Here is a 25,949-nt window from a genome sequence, read left to right on the forward strand (position 1 = left end):
TCGGGCCGGGGGGGTGGGTCCCGAGCGGTACGCCCGTCGCCTTCCCCGCCGAACCCGAGCCATGCCTACGGCTGCCTGCCGGGAACCACAACCGCCGGCGCAGGCGGCGCGGGGCGCCCGGGTGAGCCCCGTTCGGGAGAGGCGGACGGGATCATCCGGGGCAGTGGCCCGCCGGGGGTGGCGACGGGTGAGCCGAGTCCGCGCCCGCGAACGGGAGCCGAGGGCGTCCGGCTCACCGTCGGCCGGGGAACATCCGAGCAGCACCCGCCCGCCCCCGGCCGCTCGGCTCGCGTCCCCGCACGCACCGCCGCCCTCGCCCCTCCGCCGCGCCACCCGGCCACCCAGCCCCGCGCCACCACCCGCACCGCCCGACACGGACCCCGCCCCGCCCCGCACGCCCGGCTCCCGCACCGCGCGGCCCGCCGGCACCCGCCGCGCCACCACCGGCACCGCCCGACACGGACCCCGGCCCGGCCCCGCACGCATCGCCGCCCTCGCCCCTCCGCCGCGCCACCCGGCCACCCAGCCCCGCGCCACCACCCGCACCGCCCGACACGGACCCCGGCCCGGCCCCGCACGCATCGCCGCCCTCGCCCCTCCGCCGCGCCGCCCGGCCACGCAGCGCCGCGCCACCACCCGCACCGCCCGACACGGACCCCGGCCCGGCCCCGCACGCCCGGCTCCCGCACCGGGCGGCCCGCCGCACACACCGCTGCCCACCGGCACCCGCCGCGCCACCACCGGCCCTCCCCCATGCCTCCACCGTTCTCGCGTCGCGCAGCGCGAGGCAGGGGGTGGGTGGTGCCGGGGGGTAAGGGAGTGGGGGACGGCTTAAGCTCGGCGGATGGCGAAGTACTTCGACGTGCACCCCGACAACCCGCAGCCGCGCAGCATCGCGCAGATCGCCGACGCGGTGCGCTCGGGTGCCCTCATCGCGTACCCCACCGACTCCTGCTACGCCCTGGGGTGCCGGCTCGGCAGCCGTGACGGCATGGACCGGATCCGTTCGATTCGCCGCCTCGACGACCGGCACCACTTCACCCTGATGTGCCGGGACTTCGCGCAGCTCGGCCAGTTCGTGCGCGTGGACAACGATGTGTTCCGGGCCGTGAAGGCGTCGACACCGGGCAGCTACACCTTCATCCTCCCCGCGACCAGGGAGGTGCCGCGCAAGCTGCTGCACCCCAGGAAGAAGACCGTCGGCGTGCGCATCCCGGACCACGTGGTCACCCAGGCGCTGCTGGCCGAGCTCGGCGAACCGCTGCTGTCCAGCACGCTGCTGCTGCCCGACGAGGACGAGCCGCTGACCCAGGGCTGGGAGATCAAGGACCGGCTCGACCACGTGGTGGACGCGGTGGTCGACTCCGGGGACTGCGGCACGGAGCCGACCACCGTGGTCGACTTCTCCGGTGGCGAGGCCGAGGTGGTCAGGCGGGGAGCGGGCGACCCGGCCCGCTTCGAGTGAGCCGGTCCCGTCCGGATCGCGCGTGACAGCATGGCCCGTACACGCACCGCCGGGGGCGCCCCCCGTTCCCCGGCGACCACCCCCCGCAGGGAGGCGACGACGCCATGACCGCCGTACAGGGAACGACCGTGGACATCCCGACCGAGGACGGCGTCGCCGACGCCTATCTGGTCCATCCCGGTGACGAGCGCCCCCGTCCGGCCGTCCTGTTCTTCCAGGACGCGTTCGGGCTGCGCCCGCATCTGCGGTCGATGGCGGACCGGCTGGCCACGGCCGGCTACACGGTTCTGCTGCCCAATGTGTTCTACCGGCACGGGCGCGTCCCCGTGGTCGAGTTGCCCGAGTTCATCGACCCGGCCCAGGACCCGGCCGTCTGGCGGCGGATCGGCCCGGTCATGCGGTCGCTGACGCCCGGCCTCGCGATGCGGGACGCGGGCGCCTGGCTGCGGTTCCTCGCCGACAGCCCGCTTGCGGCCGACGGCCCGGTCGCGGTGACCGGCTACTGCATGGGTGCCCGCCTGGCCCTGCTGACCGCGGGGACCTATCCGCGGCGGGTCGCGGCGGTCGCCGGGTTCCACGGCGGGCAGCTGGCCACCGAGGACGCGGACAGCCCGCACCTGCTCGCCGAACGCATCACCGCCGAGGCGTACTTCGGCCATGCCGACCAGGACTCCTCGCTGCCCCCGGAGCAGATCCGGCGGCTGGAGGACGCGCTGACCGCGGCGGGCGTACGGCACCGGTGCGAGGTCTACCCGGGCGCCCAGCACGGGTACACCCAGGCGGACACCCCGGCCTACGACCGGGAGGCGGACGAGCGCCACTGGACCGCGCTGCTCGACCTGCTGGAGCGGACCTTGTGAACCCCGCCGCGGGGGCCCGTGACACCACGGGCACCCGCGGTCTTCGCTCGCCACATTGACATGACCGCGTCTCGACGGAACGCTGAGAGCGCTCTCAGACAGGTACGGACCAAGCCCGTACGACCCCGACCCCACACGGAGGTGGAGAGTGCTCGTACGACTCACGCGCCCCACGCTGTCCCTGACGGCGGCGACCGCCCTGGTCGGCGCGCTGCTCGCGCTCGGCGCACCGGACCGGGCCGCCGCCGCGGTACCGGACACCATCACCCTGACGGTGACCAACAACTCCGGCCGCACCGACCCGGTGTACCTCTACGACATCGGCACCCAGCTGTCCACGGGACAGCAGGGCTGGGCCGACGCGAACGGCACGTTCCACGCCTGGCCCGCGGGCGGCAACCCGCCGACTCCCGCCCCCGACGCGGCGATCGCCGGACCCGCCGCGGGGCAGTCGATGACGATCCGGATCCCCAAGTTCTCCGGCCGGATCTACTTCTCCTACGGCCACAAGCTCGTGTTCAAGCTGACCACCGGCGGACTCGTGCAGCCGGCCGTGCAGAACCCCAGCGACCCCAACCGGGACATCCTGTTCAACTGGTCCGAGTACACGCTCAACGACGCGGGGCTGTGGCTCAACAGCACCCAGGTCGACATGTTCTCGGTGCCGTACGCGGTCGGCGTGCGGCGCGCGGACGGCGGGGTGAGCACTACCGGTCACCTCAAACCGGGCGGCTACAAAGGGGTGTTCGACGGGCTGCGCGGTCAGCCGGGCGGCTGGGGCGGCCTGATCCAGACCCGCTCCGACGGCACCACGCTGCGTGCGCTCTCGCCCGGGCACGGCCTGGAGACCGGCGCGCTCCCCGCGTCCGTCATGGACGACTACGTGAGCCGGGTCTGGAACAAGTACGCCACCTCGACGCTCACGGTCACGCCGTTCGGCGACCAGCCGAACACCAAGTACTACGGCCGGGTCTCGGGCGGCGTCATGAACTTCACGGACGGCTCCGGCGCGGTGGTGACGAGCTTCCAGAAGCCGGACGCGGACAGCGTGTTCGGCTGCCACAAGCTGCTGGACGCGCCCAACGACGCGGTGCGCGGCCCGATCTCCCGCACGCTGTGCGCGGGATTCAACCGGTCCACGCTGCTGACGAACGCCAACCAGCCCGACACCGGCCCGGGCGGCTTCTACCAGGACGGGGTGACGAACCACTACGCGCGGCTCATCCACGGGCAGATGGCCGACGGCAAGGCGTACGCGTTCGCCTTCGACGACGTCGGCAACCAGGAGTCGCTGGTGCACGACGGCGGCCCGCAGCAGGCGTACCTCACGCTGGATCCCCTCAGTTGACGTGCGGCGTCCCGCGCGCGCAGCGGTTTTCCGCGCGGGACGCCGACCGGGACGCGTCAGCGGGTCGTGACGGCAGTGTCGTCCACCACGCCGAGGTGCGGCTGCCGCCGCCGGAAGCCACCGTCCCCTGTGCCGCGCCGGCGTACTCCCCCAAGTGATCACACGCCCGCAATGTTCGCCTGCCACAATCGGGACGGAACTGACGTACGACCGCCGGAGGAGCCCGTGCCGCCCACCGACCGCCCGCTGCGCAAGCTGGGCTTCCTCACGATCGGACTGTTCGACGCGGCCGATCCGGGCCGGGGCCACGAGTCCACACTGGAGATCATCGAGCTGGGCGAACGGCTGGGCTTCGACAGCGCCTGGGTGCGCCACCGCCATCTGCAGTACGGCATCTCGTCGCCGGTCGCCGTCCTCGCGGCCGCCTCGCAGCGCACCAGCCGGATCGAACTGGGCACCGCGGTCATTCCGTTGGGCTGGGAGAACCCGCTGCGCCTCGCCGAGGACCTGGCGACGGTCGACATCCTGTCCGGCGGGCGTCTCAACCCGGGCGTGAGCGTGGGCCCGCCGATGCACTACGACCAGGTGAAAGAGGCCCTGTACCCGGACACCGCGGACGCCGAGGACTTCAGCCACGGGCGGGTGCGCAGACTCCTGGACTTCGTGCGTGGCAGACCGGCCACCGACTTCGGCGGCACCGAGGGGTTCGAGGTGTTCTCGCGGGTGGTGCAGCCGCACTCCCCCGGGCTCGGCAGCCGCCTGTGGTACGGCGGGGGCAGCCTGCGCTCGGCGCGCTGGGCGGGCGAGCACGGCATGAACTTCCTGACGAGCAGCGTCGTCAAGGCCGAGGAGCCCGAGGAGAGCCGGGACTTCGCCGAGATCCAGCTGTCCCACATCCGTGAGTTCCGCGCCCATCACCCGGACGGTGACGCGGCCCGGGTCTCCCAGGGCCTGGTCGTGATCCCCACCGACTCCGCGACGCCCGCACAGCGCGCCAAGTACGCCGAGTACGCGGCGCGGCGCCTGCCCCGCACGGCGTCCCCGCAGGGCCCCGCGAGGCTGCTGTTCGCACCCGACCTGGTGGGCAGTTCGGCCGAGATCGCCGAACGGCTGCACGCGCACGCCGCGTACCGCGAGGTCGACGAGGTGGCGTTCGCGCTGCCCTTCACCTTCGACCACGAGGACTACGTGCAGATCCTCACCGACATGGCGACCCTGCTCGGCCCCGCGCTCGGCCGCCCGGCCGCCACCTGACTCACCAACGGCCGGGCCGGGTACCGGTGATCGGCTCCGACGGCCTGCCGTCCACGCCCACCGGCACCTCACCGGCGAGCATGACCCGGTGCATGGTCCGCGTGAAGCCCAGATGGGCGTTGTCCGACGGCGCGAGGTGGATGGTGGCCCGGTTGTCCCAGAAGGCCACGCTGCCCGGCTCCCAGCGGAAGCGGACGGTGTACTCGGGCCGTACCGCCTGGGCCAGCAGCATCTCCAGCAGCGCCGCGCTCTCCGGCCGGGAGACGTCCACGATGCGTTCGACGTAGTAGCCGTTGACGTACAGCACCCGCTCGCCCGTCTGAGGGTGCACCCGCACCAGCGGGTGCACGGAGGCCACCTGATGGTCCAGCAGATGACGCAGATAGGCGTCGTCGCCCGGGCGGGACTGGTAGCCGACGCCGAGCCGGTGCTCGGCGCGCAGGGTGTCGGCGAAGGCACGCACCGGCGCCGACAGCCCGGCGTAGGCGGCGGCCAGGTTGGACCAGGTGGTGTCGCCGCCGTAGGGCGGGACGGTCTCGGCGCGCAGGATCGTCGCGGCGGGCGGGTCGATCCGCGCCCCGTGGTCGCAGTGCCAGCCGCGCAGCAGGGTGTGCCGGCGCCGGTCCAGCCACTCCTCGTGCTCCATGCCGAACCGGCCGCCCAGCTCAAGCCGGTCGGCGGTGGTCTCCACCTCCGGGTACCGGGCCGGCGAGGCGCTGCCGCGCCGCCCGAGCACCACCGGCTCGCCGAACCGGCGCGCGAAGGCGACATGGCCGGCGTGGTCCAGCCGCTGCCCGCGGAAGAACACCACCTTCCAGCGCAGCACCGCCTCCCGGATCACGGCGACCGACGCGGCGTCGAGGCCGGCCGCCAGGTCGACGCCCGTGATCTCGGCTCCGATGTGCCCGGCCACCGGTCGCACCTCGATTCCGGCGACCGGTTCCGCCCGCCGTCCCGTGCCCCTGTCCGTCGTCATGGCCCCGTCCCACCCGTCCGGTTGATCACCGCCCACCCTATCCGTGACGCTGGGTGCAGGACACAGCCGACGGAAGGTCCCACCGTGATCAGCATTCCGACGCAACCGCTCAACGACGGTACGACGCTCCCGGCCCTCGGGCTCGGCACCTGGCCGATGAGCGACGCCCAGGCCGAGGAGGCGGTGCGCGGCGCGCTGGCGGCCGGCTACCGCCTCGTGGACACCGCGACGAACTACCGCAACGAGTCGGGGGTCGGCCGGGGCATCGCGAGCAGCGGCGTGCCCCGGGAGGAGGTCGTGGTGACGACGAAGCTGCCGGGCCGCCACCACGGGTACGAGGAGACCCTGGCCTCCTTCGAGGAGTCCCGGCGCCGGCTCGGCGTGGAGTACGTCGACCTGTATCTGATCCACTGGCCGCTGCCCCGCGTCGGCAAGTACGTCGACGCCTGGCGGGCCATGATCAAGCTGCGCGAGGACGGACTCGTCCGTTCCATCGGCGTCTCCAACTTCACCGCCGAGCACATCGGGCAACTGGAGGAGAAGACGGGGGTGCTGCCGTCCGTCAACCAGATCGAGATGCATCCCCTCTTCCCGCAGGACGCCCTGCGCGCCTTCCACGCGGGCAAGGGCATCGTCACGGAGAGCTGGAGCCCGCTCGGCCGGGACGTCCGGCTGCTCACCGACCCGGCCGTGGTGGCGGTCGCCGACGCGCTCGGGGTGACGCCCGCCCAGGCGGTGCTGCGCTGGCACGTCCAGCTGGGCGCCGTACCCATTCCGAAGTCGGCCGACCCGGACCGGCAGCGCGCGAACCTGGATGTGTTCGGCTTCGAGCTGAGCGACGCCCAGATGTCCGCGATCGCGGACCGCGCACACCGGCGCCTGGGCGGGGACCCCGAAACCCACGAGGAATTCTGAACACCCCGCCCCGTCAGGGGCGCGGGGAACTGCGCGACCAGCCACGACACACCCGCAGCCGCACACGGCGATGGCGCCCCCGGGCGATGGCGAAAGACGGTCCGGATCAGGTTGGCGTCAGCGGGGTCGTGGCGGGTACCCGGCCGGAGGCATACGCATGGAAGGAGCCGCGCGTGGGCAGCGACGACCGGTTGCGGACGTACCGCGGCAAGCGGGACTTCGGGCGGACCCGTGAGCCGCGGGGCGCGGCGGCCCGCGGCGGCGAACAGCCCCGCTTCGTGGTCCAGATCCACGACGCGCGCCGGATGCACTTCGACTTCCGGTTGCAGGTCGACGACGTGCTGAAGTCCTGGTCGGTGCCGAAGGGCCCGTCCGGCGATCCGCGCGACAAGCGGCTCGCCGTGCCGACCGAGGACCATCCGCTGGAGTACGAGGACTTCGAGGGCGTCATCCCGCGGGGCGAGTACGGGGGCGGGACGGTGATCGTCTGGGACCGCGGGACGTACGAACCGCTCAGCCACGACCGTGCCGGGCGGCCCGTCGACTTCGCCCGCTCGCTGGCAAACGGGCACGCCACGTTCCGGCTGCACGGCACCAAGCTGCGCGGCGAGTACGCGCTGACCCGGTTCCGGGGGCGCGACGGGGAGGACGCCTGGCTGCTGGTCCGCAAGGGCCCGGGCACGTCCTCGGGGCACGGCACGCCCGACCCGCGCCGGGCCCGCTCGGTCCGCACCGGCCGGACCCTCGCCCAGGTGGCCGCGGACGACGGCTCCCCGGCCCGGTGATCACTGCTCGGGCAGCGGCTGCTCCGCCCAGATCGTCTTGCCGCCGCCCGTCTGCCGGCTGCCCCAGCGCTGGGTGAGCTGGGCGACCAGCAGCAGTCCCCGGCCGCCCTCGTCGAAGGCGTGCGCCCGGCGCAGATGCGGGGAGGTGGAGCTGCCGTCGGAGACCTCGCAGATGAGCGCGCGGTCGCGGATCAGCCGCAGCTGGATGGGGGACGCGCCGTAGCGGATCGCGTTGGTGACCAGTTCGCTGACGACGAGTTCGGTGACGAAGGCGGTCTCCTGAAGGCCCCAGGTGGTCAGCCGGTCGATCACCGCCTCCCGGGCGGTGCCCACGTGCGCGGGGTCGGGCGGCACGTCCCAGGTGGCCACGCGGTCGGCGCCGAGCGCCCGGGTACGGGCCAGCAGCAGGGCCACGTCGTCGCCGGGCTGCTCGTCGAGGACGGCCTTCAGCAGCCGGTCGCACAGGGCGTCGGTCGTGTCCGCGGGCGTGGTCAGGGCCCGCAGCAGCCTGCCGGTCGCCCGGTCCACGTCGAGGTCGCGGCCCTCGACGAGGCCGTCGGTGTACAGGGCGACGAGCGAGCCCTCCGGCAGTTCCAGCTCCGTCGCCTCGAACGGCAGACCGCCGACGCCCAGCGGCGGCCCGGCCCGCAGTGCTACGAGTTCCGCGGCGGCGCCGGGCCGTACGACGGCCGGCGCCGGGTGGCCCGCGGCGGCCAGCGACAGCCGGCGCGAGACCGGGTCGTAGACCGCGTACAGGCAGGTGGCGCCCAACTCGGCGACCTCGCCGCCGTCGCCGTCCGCGGCGAGGTGGGTGACCAGGTCGTCCAGGTGGGTCAGCAGTTCGTCGGGGGCGAGGTCCACGTCGGCCAGCGTCCGTACGGCCGTGCGCAGCCGTCCCATGGTCGCCGAGGACTGGATGCCGTGCCCCACGACGTCGCCGACGACCAGCGCGACCCTGCTGCCCGACAGGGGTATCACGTCGAACCAGTCACCGCCGATGCCCGCCAGCGACCCGCAGGGCAGATAGCGGTGGGCCACGTCCACCGCGGCCTGTGGGGGCAGTCCGCTGGGCAGCAGGCTGTGCTGGAGGGCGAGTGCGGTGTGGCGTTCGCGGGCGAAGCGGCGGGCGTTGTCGATGCAGACCGCGGCGCGGCTGGCCAGTTCCTCGGCGAACGCGGCGTCGTCACCGCCGTAGTCCTCCGGGTGGCCCATGCGTACGGCAACCGCGACGCCGAGTGTGATGCCGCGGGCCCGCAGCGGCACCGCCAGCATCGAGTGGACGCCCTTGCGGTGCGGCCTGCCCTCGGGGGAGCGCGCGTTGCGTTCGTCGACCCACCGGGCGAGCTCCGGGTCGCCGCCCTTGCTGAACACCACCCGGCCCTCGCGCAGGGCCCGGGCCGGCGGGGAGAACGACGGGCAGGGGTCCTGGTCCCCGACGCGCACGGCGGCCTCCGGGGTGCCGTGTGTGGCGGAGCCGTGGGCGACGCGGCGCAGCACCAGGTCCGTGTGCGGCACCCGCGGGGGCTGCTCGTCGGTGCCGAGCACCCAGTCCAGCAGATCGACGCTGGCGAAGTCGGCGTACCGCGGGACCAGGATGGCGACCAGTTCCTGGGCGGTGCGTACGACGTCCAGGGTGGTGCCGATGCCGGTCGCCGCCTCGTTCAGCAGGGCCAGCCGCCGGCGGGCCCAGTACTGCTCGCTGCTGTCGAACGCGGCCAGGGCGACGCCGGTCAGCTCGCCCGAGGCGTCCCTGAGCGGCCACATCTCGATGTCCCAGGCCTGCTCCCGGTCCAGGGCGGGCGCGCCCGTGAAGGTCTCGTAGCGGACGGGCGCGCCGGTCTCGGCGACCCGGCGCAGCTGGCTGAGGAAGCCGCGGGTGTGCTCGGTGTCCTCCAGGGTGTCCGGGTAGTACCGGCCGAGCAGTGCCTCCTCGGGGATGCCGAGCACCTGGCATGCCTTCTCGTTGAGGCGGAGGTAGCGCTGGCGGGTGTCGAAGACCGACATGGACATGGACGCCTGCTGGAAGGCGTGCTCGGCCAGAGCGGGTCCGGGCCGGGCCGCGGTGACCACGTGCCCGCCGGGCCGCCCGGCCGGGCCGAGCACGGGGCACGCCGTCAGGGCCAGCTCCATGCGGTGGCCGTCGCGGTGCCGCAGGGCGACGACCCCGGTCTGCGTCTCGAAGGTCCCCGGTGGCATCCGCTCGGCGAGCAGTCGGGCCGCCGGCCTGCCCACGATCTCCTCGGCCCGGTGACCGGTCAGCTTCTGCGCGCCCTCGCTCCACGCCGTGACGATCCCGAGGGCATCGATCACCGCCGTGGCCACGAGGTGTTCCATATGCCCCAGGATGATCCCATCGGCGCCCCGCATCAAGCGGGGCGCTGGGCGCGGCCGACAGCGGGGCGGGGACGCCGTTCGTCTGCCGCGCCGTCGTGGCTGGTCGCGCAGTTCCCCGCGCCCCTTCGGGGCGCCACCCTCGTGACGGCGCACGGCGCGGTCGGCCGGGTGGGACAGCGAGCCGGGCACGCCCTTCGTCTACCGCGCCGTCGGGGGTGGTCGCGCCGTTTCCCGCGTCCCTTCGGGGGCGCGGCCCTCGTGGCGGTGGCGCGTCAGGGTGGCGGCAGGGGGGCGCCTGGTTCGGTGGGGTCGTCGTCGGCGGAGTGGGCGAGGAAGTCGTCGACCATGCGGTGGAACAGAGTGGCGAGTTGCCGCAGTTCCTCGGGCGTCCAGTCGGCCAGCGCGACCTGCATGCCCCGTGCCCCGGCGTCCCGGACCCGGCCGACGGCCTCCCGGCCGGCGTCGGTCAGCTCGATCCGCTGGGCGCGGCGGTCGTCCGGGTCGGGGACACGGCTGACATAGCCGGCCTTCTGGAGTTGCTGCACCGTGCGCGTCACATGGGACGCCTCGACGCCGAGCCGCTGGGCCAGTTCGCCGGGCCGCAGCGGCTCGGCGTCCACGATCTGCCGCAGCAGCGCCACCGCGGCGCGGTCCAGCGGCACCCCGGCCAGCGCCATCAGCCGGTCGTGCTGCCGGGCCCGGGTGCTCAGATACGTGATGCGCGAGAGCGCGCGCTCGATCTCGACGACCTCGGCGGAGGCGGCGGGAGCGCCGGGCGGCGGTTTCGTGGACATGCTCGCACTTTACCATGTCGTTGCGTAACTCAAGTAATTCGGAGGGCCCGCACGGCACCCGTGGCCGCGGCGGGGGCGGGCGGTCCGTCCCGGGCACGTCCCGGGCGTCCCGCGGGACGCGGGAACGGCATTCTGACCGGCCGTCACGGAAACGCTGGCTGTCGTGATCACGGCTCGTGGTCACGAGAACGACAGCCCGGAGGTTTCCATGATCCGACGGACCGTGAAGAGCGGCCTGCTGGCCACCGTCGCGGTGCTCGCGCTGCTGCCCACGGCGGCGTCGGCCGCCGACGCGGGCGGGACGGCACCGCTGCCCGCGCCGGCCGCCGCGGCCCAGTCCGCCCTCTCGTCAGTGCTGCCCGCCCCCGCCCGGCACAACCCGGCGCGGCACGGCGCCGAGCACCGGCACCACCACTGGCACCACTCGCACCACGGACACCACCGGCACCACGCCACGCACCGGGTGCACGGCATCGCCCTGCGGACCGCGTACCGGCAGGGCCTGTCCACCACGGGACGGGTGACCACCCACCACGGACGGGTGGCCACCCACCACGTCCGGCTGAACGTCCGCTCCGGACCGGGCACCGGGTACCGCGTGGTCGGCCACCGGCACGTCAACCGGCTCGTGACGATCACCTGCAAGACGCACGGTTCGCGGGTCTCGGGCAACCGGACCTGGTACCGGCTGGCGCACCACAAGGGCTACGTCTCCGCGCGCTATGTGCGGGTCGGCACCGCCGTGCCGTGGTGCTGACGGCTCCGGCCCGCCGCACGCCCTGACCACCGAAGGCCCGTTCGGAAACCCCGCGTTCCCGAACGGGCCTTCGGTCTGTCGCCACCTCACCCCTCTTGTGCCCCAGACCGGTTGGGCCGCCATGCGGCCGGGAAGCCATGGCGACATCAGGGGCGAAGTGCCCATAGCGGAAAAGGAGTCGAGGGACGCACCATGCGGCAGCCGCCACCCCCCGGACCCACCTCTGCCGACGAGCCGCTGGCGGTGCGGCTGCGCGCACTCAAGGACCGTACGGGACTGAGCCTGGCGGCACTGGCCGCCCGCACCCCGTACAGCAAGTCCGCCTGGCACCGGTATCTGACCGGCCTCCAGCGCCCGCCCCGCTCGGCCGTCGAGGCGCTCGCCCGGCTCGCCGACGTCGATCCCGGCCCGGTCGTGGCGCTGTGGGACGCCGCCGACGGCCCGCCGTGCCCGGGGGCGCCCGTGGCGGCCGGCCGGCCCCGCCCGCCGCGGCCCCGGCTGCCACGACTGCCGCGGCTGCCGCTGTCGGCGCTCGCGCTGCTGGCCGTGGCCGCCGCGACGGCCGCCGCCTTCGCGGTCTTCGACCGGCACGGGCCGCAGGGGGCGCAGAACGTCGTGGCGGCACCCCGCTGCCACGCCGCGTCATGCCGGGGCGCCCTGCCGGACGCGTCGGCCTGCGCCCGGGACGCGCGCACCGAGAGCGCCGTTTCGGACACCGGGTACGACGTCAGGCTGCGCTACTCGCCCGCCTGCGGAACCGTCTGGTCGGAGGTGCGGGTGCGCTCGCCGCGGGCCCGTGAGGTGTCCGTGCGGGCCGGCCAGGACGTGCTGTCGGCGACCTATTCCGCCGCGGACCCCACCGGGTACACCAGCCCGATGCTCGCGGTGCCCTCGTCCCGGGGCGTGGAGGCGTGCGCGGCGGTGGAGGGCAGGCTGGCCTGCACGGGCCTGTACATCGACGCCTCCGACGAGGCCGCGGGAGCCGGTGCGGGGCGGTGACCGGCGCCCCGCCCGTCGACGGCCCCACTCCATCGAACCGGCCTGACAGCACCTTCGGCCCGACCGGCCGCCCACCCCGGGCCCGTCAGGCGGCGACTTCCCAGCGAGCCGGGTCGCGGCGGCCTGCCCCATGGGTGGAGCGCCATGTCTGGCATGCCCACGGCGAGCGCCCGGGCTCCGGTGCTCCGCCGGCTGCCGCACCCTCTCCGCCCCAAGGGCCGCGCCCCCCGCCCGGTAGCCCGCCAACTCCGTTGAGGCGGCGGGCGGTTCGCTGGTCTCCGACTCGTCCGCCCGGACGAGGGCCCGCCGTCCCGCGCCACGGGCCGGAAACCGGGTGTCCGAAGGGGTGGCGTTCAGGGGGTCGCGCCCCGGCCCAGGGGCGGGGCATTCGCTTGCGTAAGTCAAGTAAGGCGCATATGGTTGCCTAACTCAAGCATGACGCCTCCCCGGTGTGTGGAGGGGCGTTCCAAGCCGGGGCCGCCCTTGAGCGGAGGCGGCCCCGCGCGCCGGACCCGTGGGGACGGGGACCGGCGCCACCCTCGGGCCCGGACGCCGGGGCGGTGCGCCCCCGGCACCGGCCCGGGGGCCGCCCCGGCACGCATGATCCCGCACCCGACAGCCGCCCCGATGCGCACAGCCCCGCCCGCACCGCCCCGCACCCGACAACCTCCCCGCCACGCATGATCCCGCGCCCGACGGCCGCCGCCCCGATGCGCACCGCCCCGCCAAGCGCCGCCCTGTACCCGACAGCCGCCCCGATGCGCACGGCCCCGCACCCGACAACCGCCCCGCCACCCACGACCCCGCGCCCGACGGCGTACCCGCCCACGACCGTGCCGCCATCGCCTCCGCGCAGCCATCGCCTCCGCGCAGCCGTCGCTTCCGTGCCGCGGAACTCCTCGCGCAGCGCGAGGAGTTCGCGTGGTCCGTCGGACGCCGTGTGCCGGGCCTTCCGGCCCGGCCGGCCGGGCGGGGCGGCGCGAGGCGCGGGCCCGGCCTCCCGCGGGCCCAACTCGGCCCGCCGGCACGCCAGTCGGAGGACGCCGGGCGTCGCCGTGTGCCGGCCGCCGGGACGGGCCCGTTCAGGGGAACCGGCGGGCAAAGGCGCGTGAGCAGGCCGGAGGCGGTCGACACCTTCTGCCGTGACCGCGACCCTTGCGACGATCCCGCCGATGCTCGCCACCCCCGGCACGCTGCCGCCCGCCGCCCAGGACGCCCGGTGGGCCTACGAGACGAAACAGGACGGCCAGCGTGTCATGGCCTATCTGCCCGGCGACGGCAGCCTGCTGCTGCGCGCCCGCTCGGGCGAGGACATCACCGGCGCCTACCCCGAACTGCGCGCGCTGGGCGGCGCCCTGGGCGGCACGCCCGCGATCCTGGACGGTGAGGTGCTGGCCCTGGACGACCGCGGACGCTCCGACTTCCAGTTGCTGCAGAGCCGCATGGGCCTGGCGCACGCCCCCGAACGGGCGGCGCGCCGGGCGGCCCGGATCCCCGTCCACCTCGTGCTGTTCGACGTGCCGCACCTCGGCCGCCCGCTGCTCGCACTGCCGTACGCACGGCGCCGGACACGGCTGGAGGACCTGGGGCTCGACGGCCCCCACTGGTCCACCCCGGCCGCCGTGGTCGGGCACGGCGCCGAGGCGCTGCGGGCCACCCGGGAGCACGGCCTGGAGGGTCTGGTGTGCAAGCGACTGGACTCGGTGTACGAACCGGGTGTGCGCTCCCGCGCCTGGATCAAGATCCGCAACATGCGCACCGCGGACGTCGTCGTCGGCGGCTGGCTGCCGGGCAAGGGGCGGCTCGCGGGGCTGCCCGGCGCGGTGCTGGTCGGCCAGCGCGCCGCCGGCCGGCTGCGGTACGTCGGCGGGGTGGGCACCGGCTGGAGCGAGTCCGAGCGTGCGGAGCTGGCGGCGCTGCTGCGGGCCGCCGCGACCGGCGTGTGCCCCTTCGACCCCGTCCCGCGGATCGCCGGGGCCCGCTGGGTGCTGCCCCGGCTGGTCGGCGAGGTCGGCTACAGCACCCGTACCCGGGCGGGGCTGCTGCGTCAGCCGTCCTGGTACCGGCTGCGGCCGGACCTCACGCCCGAGGAGTCGGCCGCCGACCTGCCCGACGACGCCGTGTGACGCGCGTGCCGGGAGCCAAGTGTTGGGCGCGGCTTCACCGGTGGGACGCCCGGGCCTTCTTGGCAACGTACTGATCGCCCGCGATCCTGAACTCCCCCACCCCCAACCGTCGTTGGAGGACGCAGTGTCGTCACGGACGTTCCGTATCCGGCCCGGGCGCTGGCTCACCGGGCTGGCCGGTGCCGCCGCCCTCGTCATCGCCTTCCCCGCCGTCGCCTTCGCCGCCCCGCCGCCGGCGCTGCCCGTCAACGCCGAGGCGGCGGAGCTGACGTACCAGCCCGCCTTCGACTACGACACCGACGGCTGCTACTCGACGGCCGCCATCGGGCCGGACGGCACCGTCAACCCGGGTCTGAACCCGACCGGTGCCCTCAACGGCAACTGCCGCGACGCCTCCGACCTGGACGACACCAACACCTACTCGCGCTACAAGTGCAACAACGGCTGGTGCGCCTATCTGTACGGCCTGTACTTCGAGAAGGACCAGGCGATACCCGGCATCAGCCTCGGCGGCCACCGGCACGACTGGGAGCACGTCGCGGTGTGGGTGCAGAACGGCCAGGTGCAGTACGTGTCGACGTCCAACCACGGCTCGTTCACCGTGCACGCGGCCTCCTCGGTGCGCTTCGAGGGCACCCACGCCAAGATCGTGTACCACAAGGACGGCGTCAGCACGCACTGCTTCCGGCTGGCCAACTCCAACGACGAACCGCCGGAGAACCACAAGGGCACCTGGCAGTACCCGCCGCTGGTCGGCTGGAACGGCTACCCGGCGGGGCTGCGTGACAAGTTGAGCGCGTACGACTTCGGCAGCGCCAACTTCGGCCTGAAGGACGCGAGTTTCGCCTCCCACCTCGCCTCGGCCAAGCCGTCGGGCATCGCCTTCGACCCGTACGCCTGAGCCGACGGGGCCACGCCCCGCCGCGGCGGGGCGTGGCCCCGTCCGGACCGGCCGCCGCCCGGTGGCCGCGGAGGCACCACCGGCACCGGGCCGCGCGGTGGCCGGGAACCGCCCGGCGGTGGGCCGGCGAGAGGGGGAAGAAGGTCTATCGTATGTCCATGGCCGTCCCGGAACTCGTCCGTATCGTCTCCCGTGATTCGCCCATGGCCCTCGCCCAGGTCGAGCGCGTCCGCACCGAGCTGACGGCGCTGTACCCGCAGGTGCGCACCGAGGTCGTGCCGGTGAAGACGACCGGTGACAAGTGGCTGGGCGACCTCTCCCTGGTCGAGGGCAAGGGCGCGTTCACCAAGGAGGTGGACGCCGCGCTGCTGGCCGGCCGGGCGGATCTCGCGGTGCACTGTGTGAAGGACGTGCCGGCCGACCGGCCGCTGCCCGCGGGCACCGTGTTCGCCGCGTTCCTGAAGCGCGACGACATCCGCGACGCGCTCGTGCACCCGGGCGGTCTCACCCTGGACGAACTGCCGGCGGGCAGCCGCGTCGGCACCTCCGCGGTGCGCCGCGTCGCCCAGCTGGCCGCCACCCATCCGCGCCTGGAGTGCGTGCCGCTGCGCGGCAACGCCAACCGGCGGCTGGCGAAGCTCGCCGCGGGCGAGGCGGACGCGCTGCTGCTGGCGGTCTCCGGTCTTGAGCGCATCGGGCGGCCCGACATGATCAGCGAGGTGCTGTCGCCGGAGACGATGATGCCGCCGATCGGCGCGGGCATCCTCGCCCTGCAGTGCCGCGAGGACGACGCCGAACTGATCGACGCCGTCAGCGGTCTCGGCGATCCCGACACCCATCGCGAGGCGACGGCGGAACGCATGTTCCTGCACGTCCTGCAGGGGCACTGCAACAGCCCCATCGCCGGTTACGCCCGCGTGGACCGCGGCGGCGAGCTGTCCCTGCGGGCGTGTGTGTTCACCCCCGACGGCAAGACGCGGCTGAACGCCCACGAATGGGCGGGCCGGCTCGATGCCGCCACCCTGGGCACCTCGGTGGCGGTGTCCCTGCTGCGGCAGGGCGCCCGCGAGATCATCGACGGCATCCCGCACTGACACCCGCGGCGCTCAGGCACCCTCCGGCTCCGCCTGGTCCCGCAGGAATGTGCTCACCTGGTGGGCCAGGCCGCCCTGGCAGGCGCCCGCCGGGGCCGCCGCGGCCGGGCCCTCGGCCAGCCCGATGCCGCCCGCCCACAGCCGGCGGTCGGTCCACTCCTCGTCGACGCGCAGCTGCACCTGGACGTCCACCTGCGACAGGGACGCCTCGCCGCCCGCCGCGTACAGCACGGCGGTGACCCGGCGCAGCGGGTAGACGTCGAAGCCCTCGATGAACTGGGAGTTGCGCCAGTCGATGAACGCGCCCTCCCCGTCGGGGCCGACCCGGACATCGATCTGGCCGTCCTCCAGCTGCACGGAGCAGTGCCGCGCGCCCCGGTTCTCGACGGTCACCCGGACGCTGAAGTACGTCAGTCCGTCGGCGGCGTCGTCGCGCCCGCGCGGCGGCTGCGCCCTCTCCAGACGGTGGACGCGGACCCGCAGACCGGCATGCTCGTCGTACTCCTGCCAGTCACCGACCACGTTCGGCTCGTACACAGCGCCCCTTTCGGCCTCGGAGAGCTGCTGTCTATCTGTGCGCTCAGCGCACTGTCAAATGAGCGGAATACGCCATGGGCAGGTGATTCGCCCCCTTTGATCGCTGATCAAGCGTTGCGCAGCGGGAATCCGTTCAGGGGCCGTCGAGGCGGGGTGCGGCGCGTGCCGCACATCACGTCCGCGGCACGATCAGCGAGCCAGCCGGCCGAGCAGGGAGGAGGCCGCGGCGATGCCGAGGGCGGCGGCCACGGCGAGGACGCCGAAGTCGAGTCCCGGGTGCGCCGGAGTGTCCAGGAGCAGCCCGCGCAGGGCGTCCACCTCGTAGCTCAGCGGGTTCACCTTGCTGACCGCCTGGAGCCAGCCGGGCATGACGGACAGCGGATAGAGGGCGTTGGAGCCGAAGAACAGCGGCATGGTGATCGCCTGCCCGAAGCCCATCAGACGGTCGCGGCTGAGCACGATGCCCGCGATGGTCATCGACAGGCAGGAGAAGAAGGCGGACGCGAGGACCACGGCCAGCGCGACGCCGAGCAGCTTCAGCGGGTTCCAGCTGAGCGCGACCCCGAGCAGCGCGGCGATGACGATGACGACGACGGCCTGGATCAGCGCTTTCACGCCGGCGGCGAACGCCTTGCCGGTGATGAGCGCCGACCGCGGGGTCGGCGTGACCAGGAGCTTGTTCAGGATGCCGGCATCGCGTTCCCAGATGATCTGGATGCCGTAGAAGATGGCGATGAACATCGCGGACTGGGCGATGATGCCGGGCGCGAGGTAGTCGATGTAGGGGATGCCGCCGGTGGGTATCGCCCGGATCCGGGTGAAGGTCTGACCGAAGATCAGCAGCCACAGCGCGGGCTGGACCGCCCTCGTGTACAGCTCGGTGCGGTCGTGGCGCAGCTTTTGCAGTTCGACGGCGCACATCGCGACGACCCGGGCGGGCAGCAGCCGCCAGCCGGCCCGGGGCTCGGGCGGGCGCAGCAGCAGGGCCCCCGCGTCCGGGGCGCCGTCAGCCGACGCGGCGGGCGGTGCGGCGGGTGCTTCGGACATCGCGGAAACCTCCTGACTGGTCGTCGAGACCGCTGCCCGCTATGTCCCGGAAGACGTCCTCAAGCGTGGGCGGCGCAGCCGTGGCAGGCGCGCCCTCGGCCCGGCGGCGGTCGGCGAGCTGCCGCCGCAGTGCGGCCGGGGTGCCGAGGGCGCGGATACGGCCGCGGTGCATGAGGGCGACGCGGTCGCAGTACTGGTCCGCCTCGTCCATGGAGTGGGTGGTGACCAGGACGGTCATGCCGGTGACCGCGCGGACGGCGTTGATGTGGTCCCATACGCCGGTGCGGGCGATCGGGTCGAGGCCGATGGTCGGCTCGTCGAGGATCAGCAGCCGGGGCGCGCTGACCAGGGCCTGGGCCAGCTCAAGGCGGCGCACCATGCCCCCGGAGTAGGTGCCCGCCAGCCGGTCGGCGGCGTCCGTGAGGCCGACGGCGGCCAGGGCCTGGCCGACCCGGGCGGCGCGTTCGCGGCGAGGGATGTCGAAGACCCGGGCGAACAGGACGACGTTCTCCCGGCCGGTGAGGCCGGCGTCGGCGGACAGTTGCTGCGGGACGTAGCCGAGCAGGCGGCGCACCGCCATGCGTTCGGCGGCGGGGTCGTGGCCGAAGACGCGGACCATGCCGGCGGGGACGGGCAGCAGCGTGGTGATGCAGCGGATCGCCGTGGTCTTGCCGGCGCCGTTGGGGCCGAGCAGTCCGAAGACCTCGCCCTCCCGCACGGTGAGGTCGAGCCCGTCCACCGCCCTCGTCTCGCCGAAGCTGTGGGCGAGGCCGGTGCAGACGACGGCCTGTGCCGGGCCCGCGGTGGTGTCGGACGTCATGGTTGCTCGGCCTCCTCGTGCAGGGTGACGGCCAGCCGGTGCAGCGCGGGGAGCGCCGCGCGCAGGGCGTCGCGCTCCGCCTCGGTCAGCCGCGCCACATGCAGGCCGACCAGGGCGGCCCGGCGGCGCTGCCAGTCGTGCAACCGCCTGCGGGCCGCCTCGGTGAGGTGCAGGCGCGCGGCACGCCGGTCGGCCGGGTCGGTCTCGCGGACCAGATGACCGTCCTTGGCGAGCCGGTTGACCAGTGTCGACACGGAGTTCCCGGCCAGGTGCAGCTCCCGGGCGGCCTCCTTGATGCCGATGCCGGGCCGGGTCTGAACCAGGCGGAGCAGTTCCACTTCGGCGCCGCGCAGCCGGGGGCCGGTCAGTCCGCCGCGCAGCCGGCGGCGGATCAGCCGCTGGATCCCGACCAGGGTGTCGGCCAGTTCCTCGGAGAAGGTCTCGGCCGCCGCACGGCCGGGCCGCGCACGATCGGCTGCCGGGCGATCCGTTTCCGGGCGATCCGTTTCCACACGAGAAGATTACCTCTCCTACAGAGGTATTCGCCCTGCGGGGAAGACCAAAGGGCAAGTCAAGAAGCGTAGGCTGGATATCACGCTTTAGGCGGATCTGTTTCGACATAACAGGTCACGGGAATCTCCTGAAAAGTGCTTCGGACAGGAGGCACGTCCGTGGGGGCTCGGCCCGTAGATGCGGCCGCCCCGGACCCTCCCACCGGTCCGAGCGCGCGTCTCCCACGCTGTCCGTCCATCCGGCACACGCTGAGGGAGGTGCGCACCCATGACGGGTACCACCACCAGGGCCAAGCCCCATCCACACGACGACGCCCCCGACACGGCCGCCGCGTTCGAACGGCTCGCGGCACTGCCCGAGGGCCCGGAGCGCCGGGCACTGCGCGACGAACTGGTCGGGACCTGGCTGCCCATGGCCGAACGGATCGCCGTCCGCTTCCGCGGCCGTGGAGAGGCGCTCGAAGACCTCTACCAGGTGGCGGCGCTCGGCCTGGTCAAGGCCGTCGACCACTACGACCCCTCGCGCGGCCGGGCCTTCGAGGCGTACGCGGTGCCGACCGTCACCGGCGAGATCAAGCGGCACTTCCGCGACCACATGTGGACCCTGCACGTGCCGCGCCGGGTCCAGGACCTGCGCAACCGGGTCCGCGGCGCCGTCAAGGAACTGGCGTCGGCGACGACCGGCCGGGTGCCCACCGTCGCCGAGATCGCCGAGTACACGCGGCTGACGGAGGCGGAGGTGCGCACCGGACTTGAGGCCCTGGAGTGCTTCGCCGCGCTGTCCCTGGACGCGGAGACGCCCGGCGCCGACGGCCGCTCACTCGGCGACACGCTCGGCGCGCCGGACCCCGGTTTCGACCTCGTCGTCGACCGGGCGGCCGTACGACCCTGCCTTGAGGCGCTGCCCGAGCGCGAGCGCACCATCCTCTACCTGCGGTTCTTCCGCGGTATGACACAGAGCCGGATCGCCAGCCAGCTCGGCATCTCACAGATGCACGTCTCCCGGCTGATCAGCGGCTGCTGCGACCGGCTGCGCGAGGAACTGCTCGCCGATCCGGGCTGAGGGATTCCGGGCTGCGGCTGAGGAATCGGGGGCGAGAACGTGGGCCCGCGCGTTCACTCCGTCGGCGTCCCCGGGAGCTGCGTCGGCCCGTACCGGTCGAGCGCGTCCTCCAGTGCGGCGCCGATCTCGGGGGGTATGTCTCCCGTACGCCCCCAGATGAGGATGAGTTCGGCGACGTTGCGCAGTTTGATGTTCGTGTGCTGCGAGACCTCCTTCAGCACGGCCCACCCCTCGTCCGGGGTGACCCGGCCGAGCGCCACCACCATGCCGATCGCCTGGTCCACGACCGCATGGGAGGTGACCGCCTCCTTCAGCTGGTGAACCTCTTCCTGAAGCTCGAAGATCCGGTCCGGCTCGCCGTCGCCCATGCGTCCATCGTCGTCACTCGCCCGGCCGCCTGCCACCGGACCGTTCGACAGGCAGGGGAACGGGTTCCGGTTGGACACTGGTGTCAGACCGGGGGCCACCGGTCCATGAGATCAGGACGCGACTGTGATGAACCATGACACGCCTCTTGCCGGCGATCCGAAGAAGAAGGACGTCATCTCCACGCACTCCGTTTTCGGCGCACCGTGCTGGGTGAGTCTCACCAGCCGTGACCTCGGGGCCACGGCGGACTTCTACTCGGCCGTGCTCGGCTGGCGCTGGCGCAGCGTCCGGCTCGGCGACCACTTCCGGATCGCGCTGGCCAACGGGGTGCCGGTCGCCGGGATCGCCGCGGTCGCCGCCATGTGGCAGATGGCGGTGGCATGGACACCGTACTTCGCGGTGCGGGACGCGGACGTGGCCGTGAGCCGGGCCCGCGAGCGCGGCGGTACGGCCGCGGTCGGACCGCTGTCCTTCCCGCCCGGCCGGGCGGCCCTGCTGGCCGACCGGGACGGGGCGACCTTCGGCATCTGGGAGGGCCAGCTGATCTCCAACTGGGAGTCGTGGCGGCGGGCGTCCCCGACCTTCATCCGCCTGCACACGCGCAACGCCTTCGACTCGGCCCTCTTCTACGGCGAGATCCTCGACTGGGCCTCGGGGCTGCCCGGCTGCTGCGAGGTCGAGTACGAGGGCGGCGAGGTCGTGCTGCGCAGCGAGGGTGCGGTGGTGGCTCGTATCGACTCCGGCGCGGTGGAGGCCGCGCCGGATCCCGCGGTCCGGCCGCACTGGCAGGTCCACTTCTTCGTGACCGACGTGACCACGTGCGGACGGGCGGCGGAGAAGCATGGGGGGAGCGTGTTGCGGGAGGATGCGGCGGAGGCCGTGCTGCGTGATCCGGATGGGGCGCAGTTCACGGTTACTTCCCGACGGTGACCTGAGCGGTCCGCTTTTGGCGGGTGGGGTTGGCTTGGGTGGGGCTTGTTGGTGTGGGTGCGGTGAGGTGGGGTGGGCGGCGTGGTGGTTTCCGTCGTCGGTTCAGGTGCGGTGGGGTGGGGGGCGTGGTGGTTTCCGTCGTCGGTTCGGGTGCGGTGGGGTGGGCGGCGTGGTGGTTTCCGTCGTCGGTTCGAGTGCGGCGATGTGGGGGCTGGTCGCGCAGTTCCCCGCGCCCCCCTGCGGGGCATCTGCAGTCGTTCGGGTGCGGGAGCGTCGTGGTTGAGCGCGCAGTTCCCCGCGCCCCTGACGGGGACGCCCGCAGTCCTTCGAGTGCGGGAGCGTCGTGGTTGATCGCGCAGTTCCCCGCGCCCCTGGCGGGGGCGCCTGCAATCATTCAGGTGCGGGAGCATCGTGGTTGATCGCGCCGTTCCCCGCGCCCCTGGCGGGGGCGCCTGCAATCGTTCAGGTGCGGGAGTGTTGTGGTTGAGCGCGCCGTTACCCGCGCCCCCTGCGGGGGCGGTAGCCCCGGGCTTCGAGTGGCGCAGCATCCCGGCTGGGCGCATTCGTCCCCGTGCCCCCTCCGAGGACACCGCCCCCGCCCTCGAACCACCGCATCCTCACCGCGACATCACGGCCCAGCGCATCCACCTCCGCGTCCCCGTCCAAGGGGCTAGGGGGTGGGTGGGTGGGTCAGGAGGGTCAGGGATCGGGGGGGTACGGGGAGGTGGGTGTGGGGCTTGTGTTCTTGTTCGGTGGGCAGGCCGTCGGGGGCGGCGGTGTCGATCAGGACGGTCCAGCGCTCGCCGTACGTGGCGTCGGGCAGGCGGAAGTCGACGGGTTCCCAGTGGCCGTTGAGGAGCAGCAGGAACGAGTCGTCGATCACCCGTCGCCCGTAGGGGTCGCGTTCGGCGATGGCGTCGCCGTTGAGGAACACGCCGACCGAGTGCGCGTCGGAGCGCTGCCAGTCGCGGTCGGTCATCTCGCGCGCGTCGGGCAGCAGCCACACCAGGTCGGGCAGCGGCTGTGCGGCGTGGGTGGCCGTCTCGCCGCGGAAGAAGCGGCGCCGGCGCAGGACGGGGTGGGCGGCGCGCAGTGCGATGACGTACCGGGTGAAGCGGATCAGCGCGCGCTGCTCGTCGGTCAGCCGCCAGTCGATCCAGGAGATCTCACTGTCCTGGCAGTAGGCGTTGTTGTTGCCGCGCTGGGTGCGGCCGAGTTCGTCGCCGTGGCACAGCATCGGGATGCCCTGCGACAGCAGCAGCGTCGCCAGGAGGTTGCGCTGCTGGCGGGCCCGCAGTTCGAGGACCGCGGGATCGTCGGTGTCCCCTTCGGCGCCGCAGTTCCAGGACCGGTTGACGCTCTCGCCGTCCCGGTTGCCCTCGCCGTTGGCCTCGTTGTGCTTGTCGTTGTAGGAGACGAGGTCGCGCAGCGTGAAACCGTCGTGCGCGGTCACGAAGTTGACGCTGGCCCTCGGGCGGCGCCTGTGGTGCGCGTAGAGGTCGGAGGACCCGGTGAGCCGGGAGGCGAACTCGCCGAGCGAGCCCGGCTCCGCCCGCCAGAAGTCCCGTACGGCGTCCCGGTACTTGCCGTTCCACTCCGACCACAGCGGCGGGAAGTTGCCGACCTGGTAGCCGCCCTCCCCCACGTCCCAGGGCTCGGCGATGAGTTTGACCCGGCTGATGACGGGGTCCTGCTGGATCAGGTCGAAGAACGCCGACAGCCGGTCCACCTCGTGGAACTGCCGGGCCAGAGTGGCCGCGAGGTCGAAGCGGAAGCCGTCCACGTGCATCTCGGTGACCCAGTACCTGAGCGAGTCCATGATCAGCTGGAGTACGTAGGGGTGCCGCATCAGCAGGCTGTTGCCGGTGCCCGTGGTGTCGTAGTAGTGCGCCCAGTCGCCGTCCACGAGGCGGTAGTAGGAGGCGTTGTCGATACCGCGGAAGGAGAGCGTGGGTCCGTGCTCGTTGCCCTCGGCTGTGTGGTTGTAGACCACGTCGAGGATCACTTCGAGCCCGGCCGCGTGCAGCGCCTTGACCATCGCCTTGAACTCGTTGACCTGCTGGCCGCGGGTGCCGAACGCGGCGTAGGCGTTGTGCGGCGCGAAGAAGCCGATCGTGTTGTAGCCCCAGTAGTTGGCCAGCCCGCGGTCCTGGAGCACACCGTCGTGCACGAACTGGTGCACGGGCATCAGCTCGATCGCGGTCACGCCCAGCGAGGTCAGATGCTCGACGACGGACGGGTGGGCGAGCGCCGCGTAGGTGCCGCGCAGCCGCTCCGGGACGTCCGGGTGGGTGCGGGTCAGACCGCGCACATGCGCCTCGTAGATGACGGTCTCGGCGTACGGCCGCCGCGGCGGGCGGTCGTCGCCCCAGTCGAAGTAGGGGTCGGTCACCACGCCGAGCATGGAGTGCCCGGCGCTGTCGGCCGGGGCGGGGCCCGAGGGGTCGCGTTCGTAGAGCGAGGCGTGGTTGTCGATCTGCCCGTCGACGGCGCGCGCGTACGGGTCGAGGAGCAGCTTCGCCGGGTTGCACCGGTGGCCGAGGCCGGGGTCCCAGGGTCCGTGCACACGGTAGCCGTAGCGCCGGCCGGGCCCGACCCCGGGCACATAGCCGTGCCACACGAACCCGTCGACCTCGGTCAGCGGCAGACGCGTCTCGGCGCCCGCGTCGTCGACCAGGACCAGATCGACGCGTTCGGCGACCTCGCTGAACAGCGCGAAGTTGGTGCCCTGCCCGTCGAAGGCGGCGCCCAACGGATAGGGGTGCCCGCTCCACACGGGCACCCCTGTGCGGGACGCCGGTGCCGTCACCGGGCGACCTCCAGGGCGGCCCGGGGCACGCCCGCCGCCCGGGCCGCGAGTGCGGCGGCCGGAGTGTCGCGCGGCACCTGGCGCACCTGGCGCAGGCTGGGGGCCGGGGCCGTCGGGACCAGCGGGACGCGTTCGCCGGCACGGGCCCGCTGCGAGAACCAGATGATCTTGCTGCCGGTCTGCGACGCACAGCACCCCCAGCCGTCGCTGATCGCCGCGATACGGGCCAGGCAGGCCCGCAGATCCTGGTCGGGGCGCAGATCACGGTCGTCGTCGCCGACGGCGGTGATGAGGTGCTGGCCGTTCCACCACATCTCGATCGACGCGTGCTTGTCCGTGGCGTGTTCGTCGATGGCCCGCAGCAGCAGTTCCGCGCCGCTGCGGACGGGGACCACCAGGTTCTCCAGGTTCCAGTGGCGCAGGTGGGCGGCCAGGATGCGGCTGACCTGTCCCACCCGCTCGGGGCTGACTTCCACGTCGAGGTGGTAGTAGCAGGGCACTGCGGTCTTCATCGTCGCTTGCTCCTCACCGGCGGAACTCCCGCTCGTCATCGCCCCCCACGGGCATGGGCCCCGATCACGGAGCGTCGAGCGCTGGTCGCTTCTGAGTCAGATCCACAGTGGATGCGCTACGCCATTCGTGCAACAGGAGCACACCGGAAGTGGTTGAAGAACCAACAAGACGCTGCGTGCTCATCCGTGCACCATGGGTGAAATGCCTCGATCGCCGTAACGGACCCGTGCCGCCGAGAGCCCGGAGTCCACCCGACCGCCGGGAGACGCGCCCAGTCGAGTGCGTGGAGGGTGAACAGGGCCATGCTGATACCCGCGAAGGCCGAGGTGGCCAGGCAGTTGCTGCGGTACCGGGCGTGGGAACGTGCGATGCTCGCGGCGCCGTCCGACCGCGCGGTGCGGGCCACGTTCGAGGACTCGGGCTACACCCTGTGCGTGCTCATGGGCAAGCGCTGCGCGCGGGAGGCCGCGGAAGCCGCCGAGCGCCATCTGCGCGGCGGCCGGGACGGCGGCCCAGGGGAGCGGGGCGGCGGGCCGCGACGCCGCGGCGGGATCCGGCGGGCGCCCCCGCTGAAGCCTCTTTCCACGGCGGCGAGGCACTGAAGGTTCCCGCGCGGAGCGGATCCACGGCCGGGCCCCGGGCCCGGCTTCGCGCACGGCGGAGGTGAGACCCATGAGTTCGACTCCGGCCATCGGCCGTATCCCGGTACGGGACGTCCGGCCGGCCGTGGAGTACGGCAGG

Annotated in this window: 24 protein-coding genes; 14 read left to right on the top strand and 10 right to left on the bottom strand. The window is 73.4% G+C overall.

What is annotated here, in order from left to right:
• Positions 1–844: 844 nt before the first annotated feature.
• The 4 genes from AC27LF_RS39675 to AC27LF_RS39690 all read left to right on the top strand — a co-directional run bounded on the left by AC27LF_RS39675 (position 845) and on the right by AC27LF_RS39690 (position 4,927).
• Entirely contained in the window at positions 845–1,465 is a 621-nt protein-coding gene (locus AC27LF_RS39675) for an L-threonylcarbamoyladenylate synthase (protein ID WP_487227837.1), read from the top strand.
• 104 nt (positions 1,466–1,569) lie between these two features.
• Positions 1,570–2,325, top strand: a complete 756-nt coding sequence (locus AC27LF_RS39680) for a dienelactone hydrolase family protein (protein ID WP_479665080.1) — start codon at positions 1,570–1,572, stop codon at positions 2,323–2,325.
• A 148-nt stretch (positions 2,326–2,473) separates the two neighbouring features.
• Positions 2,474–3,673 (top strand): glycoside hydrolase family 64 protein, encoded by a 1,200-nt coding sequence (locus AC27LF_RS39685; RefSeq protein WP_479665079.1) that lies wholly within the window; start codon positions 2,474–2,476, stop codon positions 3,671–3,673.
• Positions 3,674–3,898: 225 nt separating this feature from the next.
• A complete protein-coding gene (locus AC27LF_RS39690; RefSeq protein ID WP_479665078.1) occupies positions 3,899–4,927 on the top strand; it encodes an LLM class flavin-dependent oxidoreductase in 1,029 nt (342 codons plus the stop codon).
• 1 nt (position 4,928) lies between these two features.
• On the opposite strand, the gene AC27LF_RS39695 is transcribed toward AC27LF_RS39690, so the two are convergent.
• Positions 4,929–5,903 carry a TauD/TfdA dioxygenase family protein gene (locus AC27LF_RS39695; protein WP_479665077.1) on the bottom strand — a complete coding sequence of 325 codons (975 nt, stop codon included), beginning with the start codon at positions 5,901–5,903 and terminating at the stop codon, positions 4,929–4,931.
• An 84-nt stretch (positions 5,904–5,987) separates the two neighbouring features.
• Between AC27LF_RS39695 and AC27LF_RS39700 the strand changes: the two genes are divergently transcribed.
• Both AC27LF_RS39700 and AC27LF_RS39705 read left to right on the top strand, forming a co-directional pair.
• Complete coding sequence (locus AC27LF_RS39700) at positions 5,988–6,818, top strand: aldo/keto reductase (protein ID WP_479665076.1); 831 nt, start codon at positions 5,988–5,990, stop codon at positions 6,816–6,818.
• A 173-nt stretch (positions 6,819–6,991) separates the two neighbouring features.
• On the top strand, positions 6,992–7,603 hold the full coding sequence (locus tag AC27LF_RS39705) for a DNA polymerase ligase N-terminal domain-containing protein (RefSeq protein WP_479665075.1): 612 nt from the start codon (positions 6,992–6,994) through the stop codon (positions 7,601–7,603).
• Here AC27LF_RS39705 and AC27LF_RS39710 read toward each other — a convergent pair whose 3' ends face one another.
• Both AC27LF_RS39710 and AC27LF_RS39715 read right to left on the bottom strand, forming a co-directional pair.
• The gene (locus AC27LF_RS39710; RefSeq protein WP_479665074.1) at positions 7,604–9,937 is read right to left on the bottom strand and encodes an ATP-binding SpoIIE family protein phosphatase; all 2,334 of its coding nucleotides are present in this window, start codon (positions 9,935–9,937) and stop codon (positions 7,604–7,606) included.
• A gap of 272 nt (positions 9,938–10,209) precedes the next feature.
• Positions 10,210–10,731, bottom strand: coding sequence for a MarR family winged helix-turn-helix transcriptional regulator (locus AC27LF_RS39715; protein WP_479665073.1), 522 nt, complete (start codon positions 10,729–10,731; stop codon positions 10,210–10,212).
• 208 nt (positions 10,732–10,939) lie between these two features.
• On the opposite strand from AC27LF_RS39715, the gene AC27LF_RS39720 reads away from it, so the two are divergent.
• From AC27LF_RS39720 to hemC, 5 genes are all read left to right on the top strand, one after another.
• Positions 10,940–11,488, top strand: coding sequence for an SH3 domain-containing protein (locus tag AC27LF_RS39720; protein WP_479665072.1), 549 nt, complete (start codon positions 10,940–10,942; stop codon positions 11,486–11,488).
• Between the two features lie 192 nt (positions 11,489–11,680).
• A complete protein-coding gene (locus tag AC27LF_RS39725) occupies positions 11,681–12,487 on the top strand; it encodes a helix-turn-helix domain-containing protein (RefSeq protein ID WP_487227836.1) in 807 nt (268 codons plus the stop codon).
• Positions 12,488–13,659: 1,172 nt separating this feature from the next.
• On the top strand, positions 13,660–14,613 hold the full coding sequence (locus AC27LF_RS39730) for an ATP-dependent DNA ligase (RefSeq protein ID WP_479665023.1): 954 nt from the start codon (positions 13,660–13,662) through the stop codon (positions 14,611–14,613).
• A 124-nt stretch (positions 14,614–14,737) separates the two neighbouring features.
• Positions 14,738–15,514 (top strand): NPP1 family protein, encoded by a 777-nt coding sequence (locus AC27LF_RS39735; RefSeq protein WP_479665019.1) that lies wholly within the window; start codon positions 14,738–14,740, stop codon positions 15,512–15,514.
• Positions 15,515–15,666: 152 nt separating this feature from the next.
• Positions 15,667–16,608: a hydroxymethylbilane synthase gene (gene hemC / locus AC27LF_RS39740; RefSeq protein WP_479665018.1), complete on the top strand. Its 942-nt coding sequence runs from the start codon at positions 15,667–15,669 to the stop codon at positions 16,606–16,608.
• Positions 16,609–16,620: 12 nt separating this feature from the next.
• On the opposite strand, the gene AC27LF_RS39745 is transcribed toward hemC, so the two are convergent.
• The 4 genes from AC27LF_RS39745 to AC27LF_RS39760 all read right to left on the bottom strand — a co-directional run bounded on the left by AC27LF_RS39745 (position 16,621) and on the right by AC27LF_RS39760 (position 19,437).
• Positions 16,621–17,145 (bottom strand): hypothetical protein, encoded by a 525-nt coding sequence (locus AC27LF_RS39745; RefSeq protein ID WP_479665017.1) that lies wholly within the window; start codon positions 17,143–17,145, stop codon positions 16,621–16,623.
• 189 nt (positions 17,146–17,334) lie between these two features.
• The gene (locus AC27LF_RS39750; RefSeq protein WP_479665016.1) at positions 17,335–18,192 is read right to left on the bottom strand and encodes an ABC transporter permease; all 858 of its coding nucleotides are present in this window, start codon (positions 18,190–18,192) and stop codon (positions 17,335–17,337) included.
• On the bottom strand, positions 18,152–19,012 hold the full coding sequence (locus AC27LF_RS39755; protein ID WP_479665015.1) for an ABC transporter ATP-binding protein: 861 nt from the start codon (positions 19,010–19,012) through the stop codon (positions 18,152–18,154). The genes AC27LF_RS39750 and AC27LF_RS39755 overlap by 41 nt, the downstream gene beginning before the upstream one ends.
• A complete protein-coding gene (locus AC27LF_RS39760) occupies positions 19,009–19,437 on the bottom strand; it encodes a MarR family winged helix-turn-helix transcriptional regulator (protein WP_479665022.1) in 429 nt (142 codons plus the stop codon). The genes AC27LF_RS39755 and AC27LF_RS39760 overlap by 4 nt, the downstream gene beginning before the upstream one ends.
• Positions 19,438–19,792: 355 nt before the next feature.
• Here AC27LF_RS39760 and AC27LF_RS39765 point away from each other — a divergent pair, with 355 nt between their 5' ends.
• Complete coding sequence (locus AC27LF_RS39765) at positions 19,793–20,587, top strand: RNA polymerase sigma factor SigF (protein WP_404028696.1); 795 nt, start codon at positions 19,793–19,795, stop codon at positions 20,585–20,587.
• Between the two features lie 53 nt (positions 20,588–20,640).
• Here the strand turns inward: AC27LF_RS39765 and AC27LF_RS39770 are convergent, their stop codons facing one another.
• A complete protein-coding gene (locus tag AC27LF_RS39770) occupies positions 20,641–20,955 on the bottom strand; it encodes an ANTAR domain-containing protein (protein ID WP_479665014.1) in 315 nt (104 codons plus the stop codon).
• Positions 20,956–21,082: 127 nt separating this feature from the next.
• On the opposite strand from AC27LF_RS39770, the gene AC27LF_RS39775 reads away from it, so the two are divergent.
• Positions 21,083–21,886 carry a VOC family protein gene (locus AC27LF_RS39775; RefSeq protein ID WP_479665013.1) on the top strand — a complete coding sequence of 268 codons (804 nt, stop codon included), beginning with the start codon at positions 21,083–21,085 and terminating at the stop codon, positions 21,884–21,886.
• 670 nt (positions 21,887–22,556) lie between these two features.
• Here AC27LF_RS39775 and glgX read toward each other — a convergent pair.
• Together glgX and AC27LF_RS39785 are read right to left on the bottom strand one after the other, a co-directional pair.
• Entirely contained in the window at positions 22,557–24,668 is a 2,112-nt protein-coding gene (gene glgX / locus AC27LF_RS39780) for a glycogen debranching protein GlgX (RefSeq protein ID WP_479665021.1), read from the bottom strand.
• Between the two features lie 23 nt (positions 24,669–24,691).
• On the bottom strand, positions 24,692–25,207 hold the full coding sequence (locus AC27LF_RS39785) for a pep a2 (protein WP_479665012.1): 516 nt from the start codon (positions 25,205–25,207) through the stop codon (positions 24,692–24,694).
• A 303-nt stretch (positions 25,208–25,510) separates the two neighbouring features.
• Between AC27LF_RS39785 and AC27LF_RS39790 the strand changes: the two genes are divergently transcribed.
• Positions 25,511–25,810 (top strand): DUF5133 domain-containing protein, encoded by a 300-nt coding sequence (locus tag AC27LF_RS39790; RefSeq protein WP_479665011.1) that lies wholly within the window; start codon positions 25,511–25,513, stop codon positions 25,808–25,810.
• Positions 25,811–25,949 lie beyond the last annotated feature (139 nt).

It is taken from the genome of Streptomyces diversicolor (assembly GCF_057537855.1).

Excerpts from the sequence above, each read along its gene's own strand:
- AC27LF_RS39790 (WP_479665011.1), top strand. The coding sequence starts at position 25,511 with ATGCTGATACCCGCGAAGGCCGAGGTGGCCAGGCAGTTGCTGCGGTAC.
- AC27LF_RS39720 (WP_479665072.1), top strand. The coding sequence starts at position 10,940 with ATGATCCGACGGACCGTGAAGAGCGGCCTGCTGGCCACCGTCGCGGTG.
- AC27LF_RS39765 (WP_404028696.1), top strand. The coding sequence starts at position 19,793 with ATGACGGGTACCACCACCAGGGCCAAGCCCCATCCACACGACGACGCC.
- AC27LF_RS39725 (WP_487227836.1), top strand. The coding sequence starts at position 11,681 with ATGCGGCAGCCGCCACCCCCCGGACCCACCTCTGCCGACGAGCCGCTG.
- AC27LF_RS39680 (WP_479665080.1), top strand. The coding sequence starts at position 1,570 with ATGACCGCCGTACAGGGAACGACCGTGGACATCCCGACCGAGGACGGC.
- AC27LF_RS39710 (WP_479665074.1), bottom strand. The coding sequence starts at position 9,937 with ATGGAACACCTCGTGGCCACGGCGGTGATCGATGCCCTCGGGATCGTC.
- AC27LF_RS39750 (WP_479665016.1), bottom strand. The coding sequence starts at position 18,192 with ATGTCCGAAGCACCCGCCGCACCGCCCGCCGCGTCGGCTGACGGCGCC.
- AC27LF_RS39775 (WP_479665013.1), top strand. The coding sequence starts at position 21,083 with ATGAACCATGACACGCCTCTTGCCGGCGATCCGAAGAAGAAGGACGTC.
- hemC (WP_479665018.1), top strand. The coding sequence starts at position 15,667 with ATGTCCATGGCCGTCCCGGAACTCGTCCGTATCGTCTCCCGTGATTCG.
- AC27LF_RS39770 (WP_479665014.1), bottom strand. The coding sequence starts at position 20,955 with ATGGGCGACGGCGAGCCGGACCGGATCTTCGAGCTTCAGGAAGAGGTT.
- AC27LF_RS39785 (WP_479665012.1), bottom strand. The coding sequence starts at position 25,207 with ATGAAGACCGCAGTGCCCTGCTACTACCACCTCGACGTGGAAGTCAGC.
- AC27LF_RS39675 (WP_487227837.1), top strand. The coding sequence starts at position 845 with ATGGCGAAGTACTTCGACGTGCACCCCGACAACCCGCAGCCGCGCAGC.
- AC27LF_RS39715 (WP_479665073.1), bottom strand. The coding sequence starts at position 10,731 with ATGTCCACGAAACCGCCGCCCGGCGCTCCCGCCGCCTCCGCCGAGGTC.
- AC27LF_RS39695 (WP_479665077.1), bottom strand. The coding sequence starts at position 5,903 with ATGACGACGGACAGGGGCACGGGACGGCGGGCGGAACCGGTCGCCGGA.
- AC27LF_RS39730 (WP_479665023.1), top strand. The coding sequence starts at position 13,660 with ATGCTCGCCACCCCCGGCACGCTGCCGCCCGCCGCCCAGGACGCCCGG.
- AC27LF_RS39755 (WP_479665015.1), bottom strand. The coding sequence starts at position 19,012 with ATGACGTCCGACACCACCGCGGGCCCGGCACAGGCCGTCGTCTGCACC.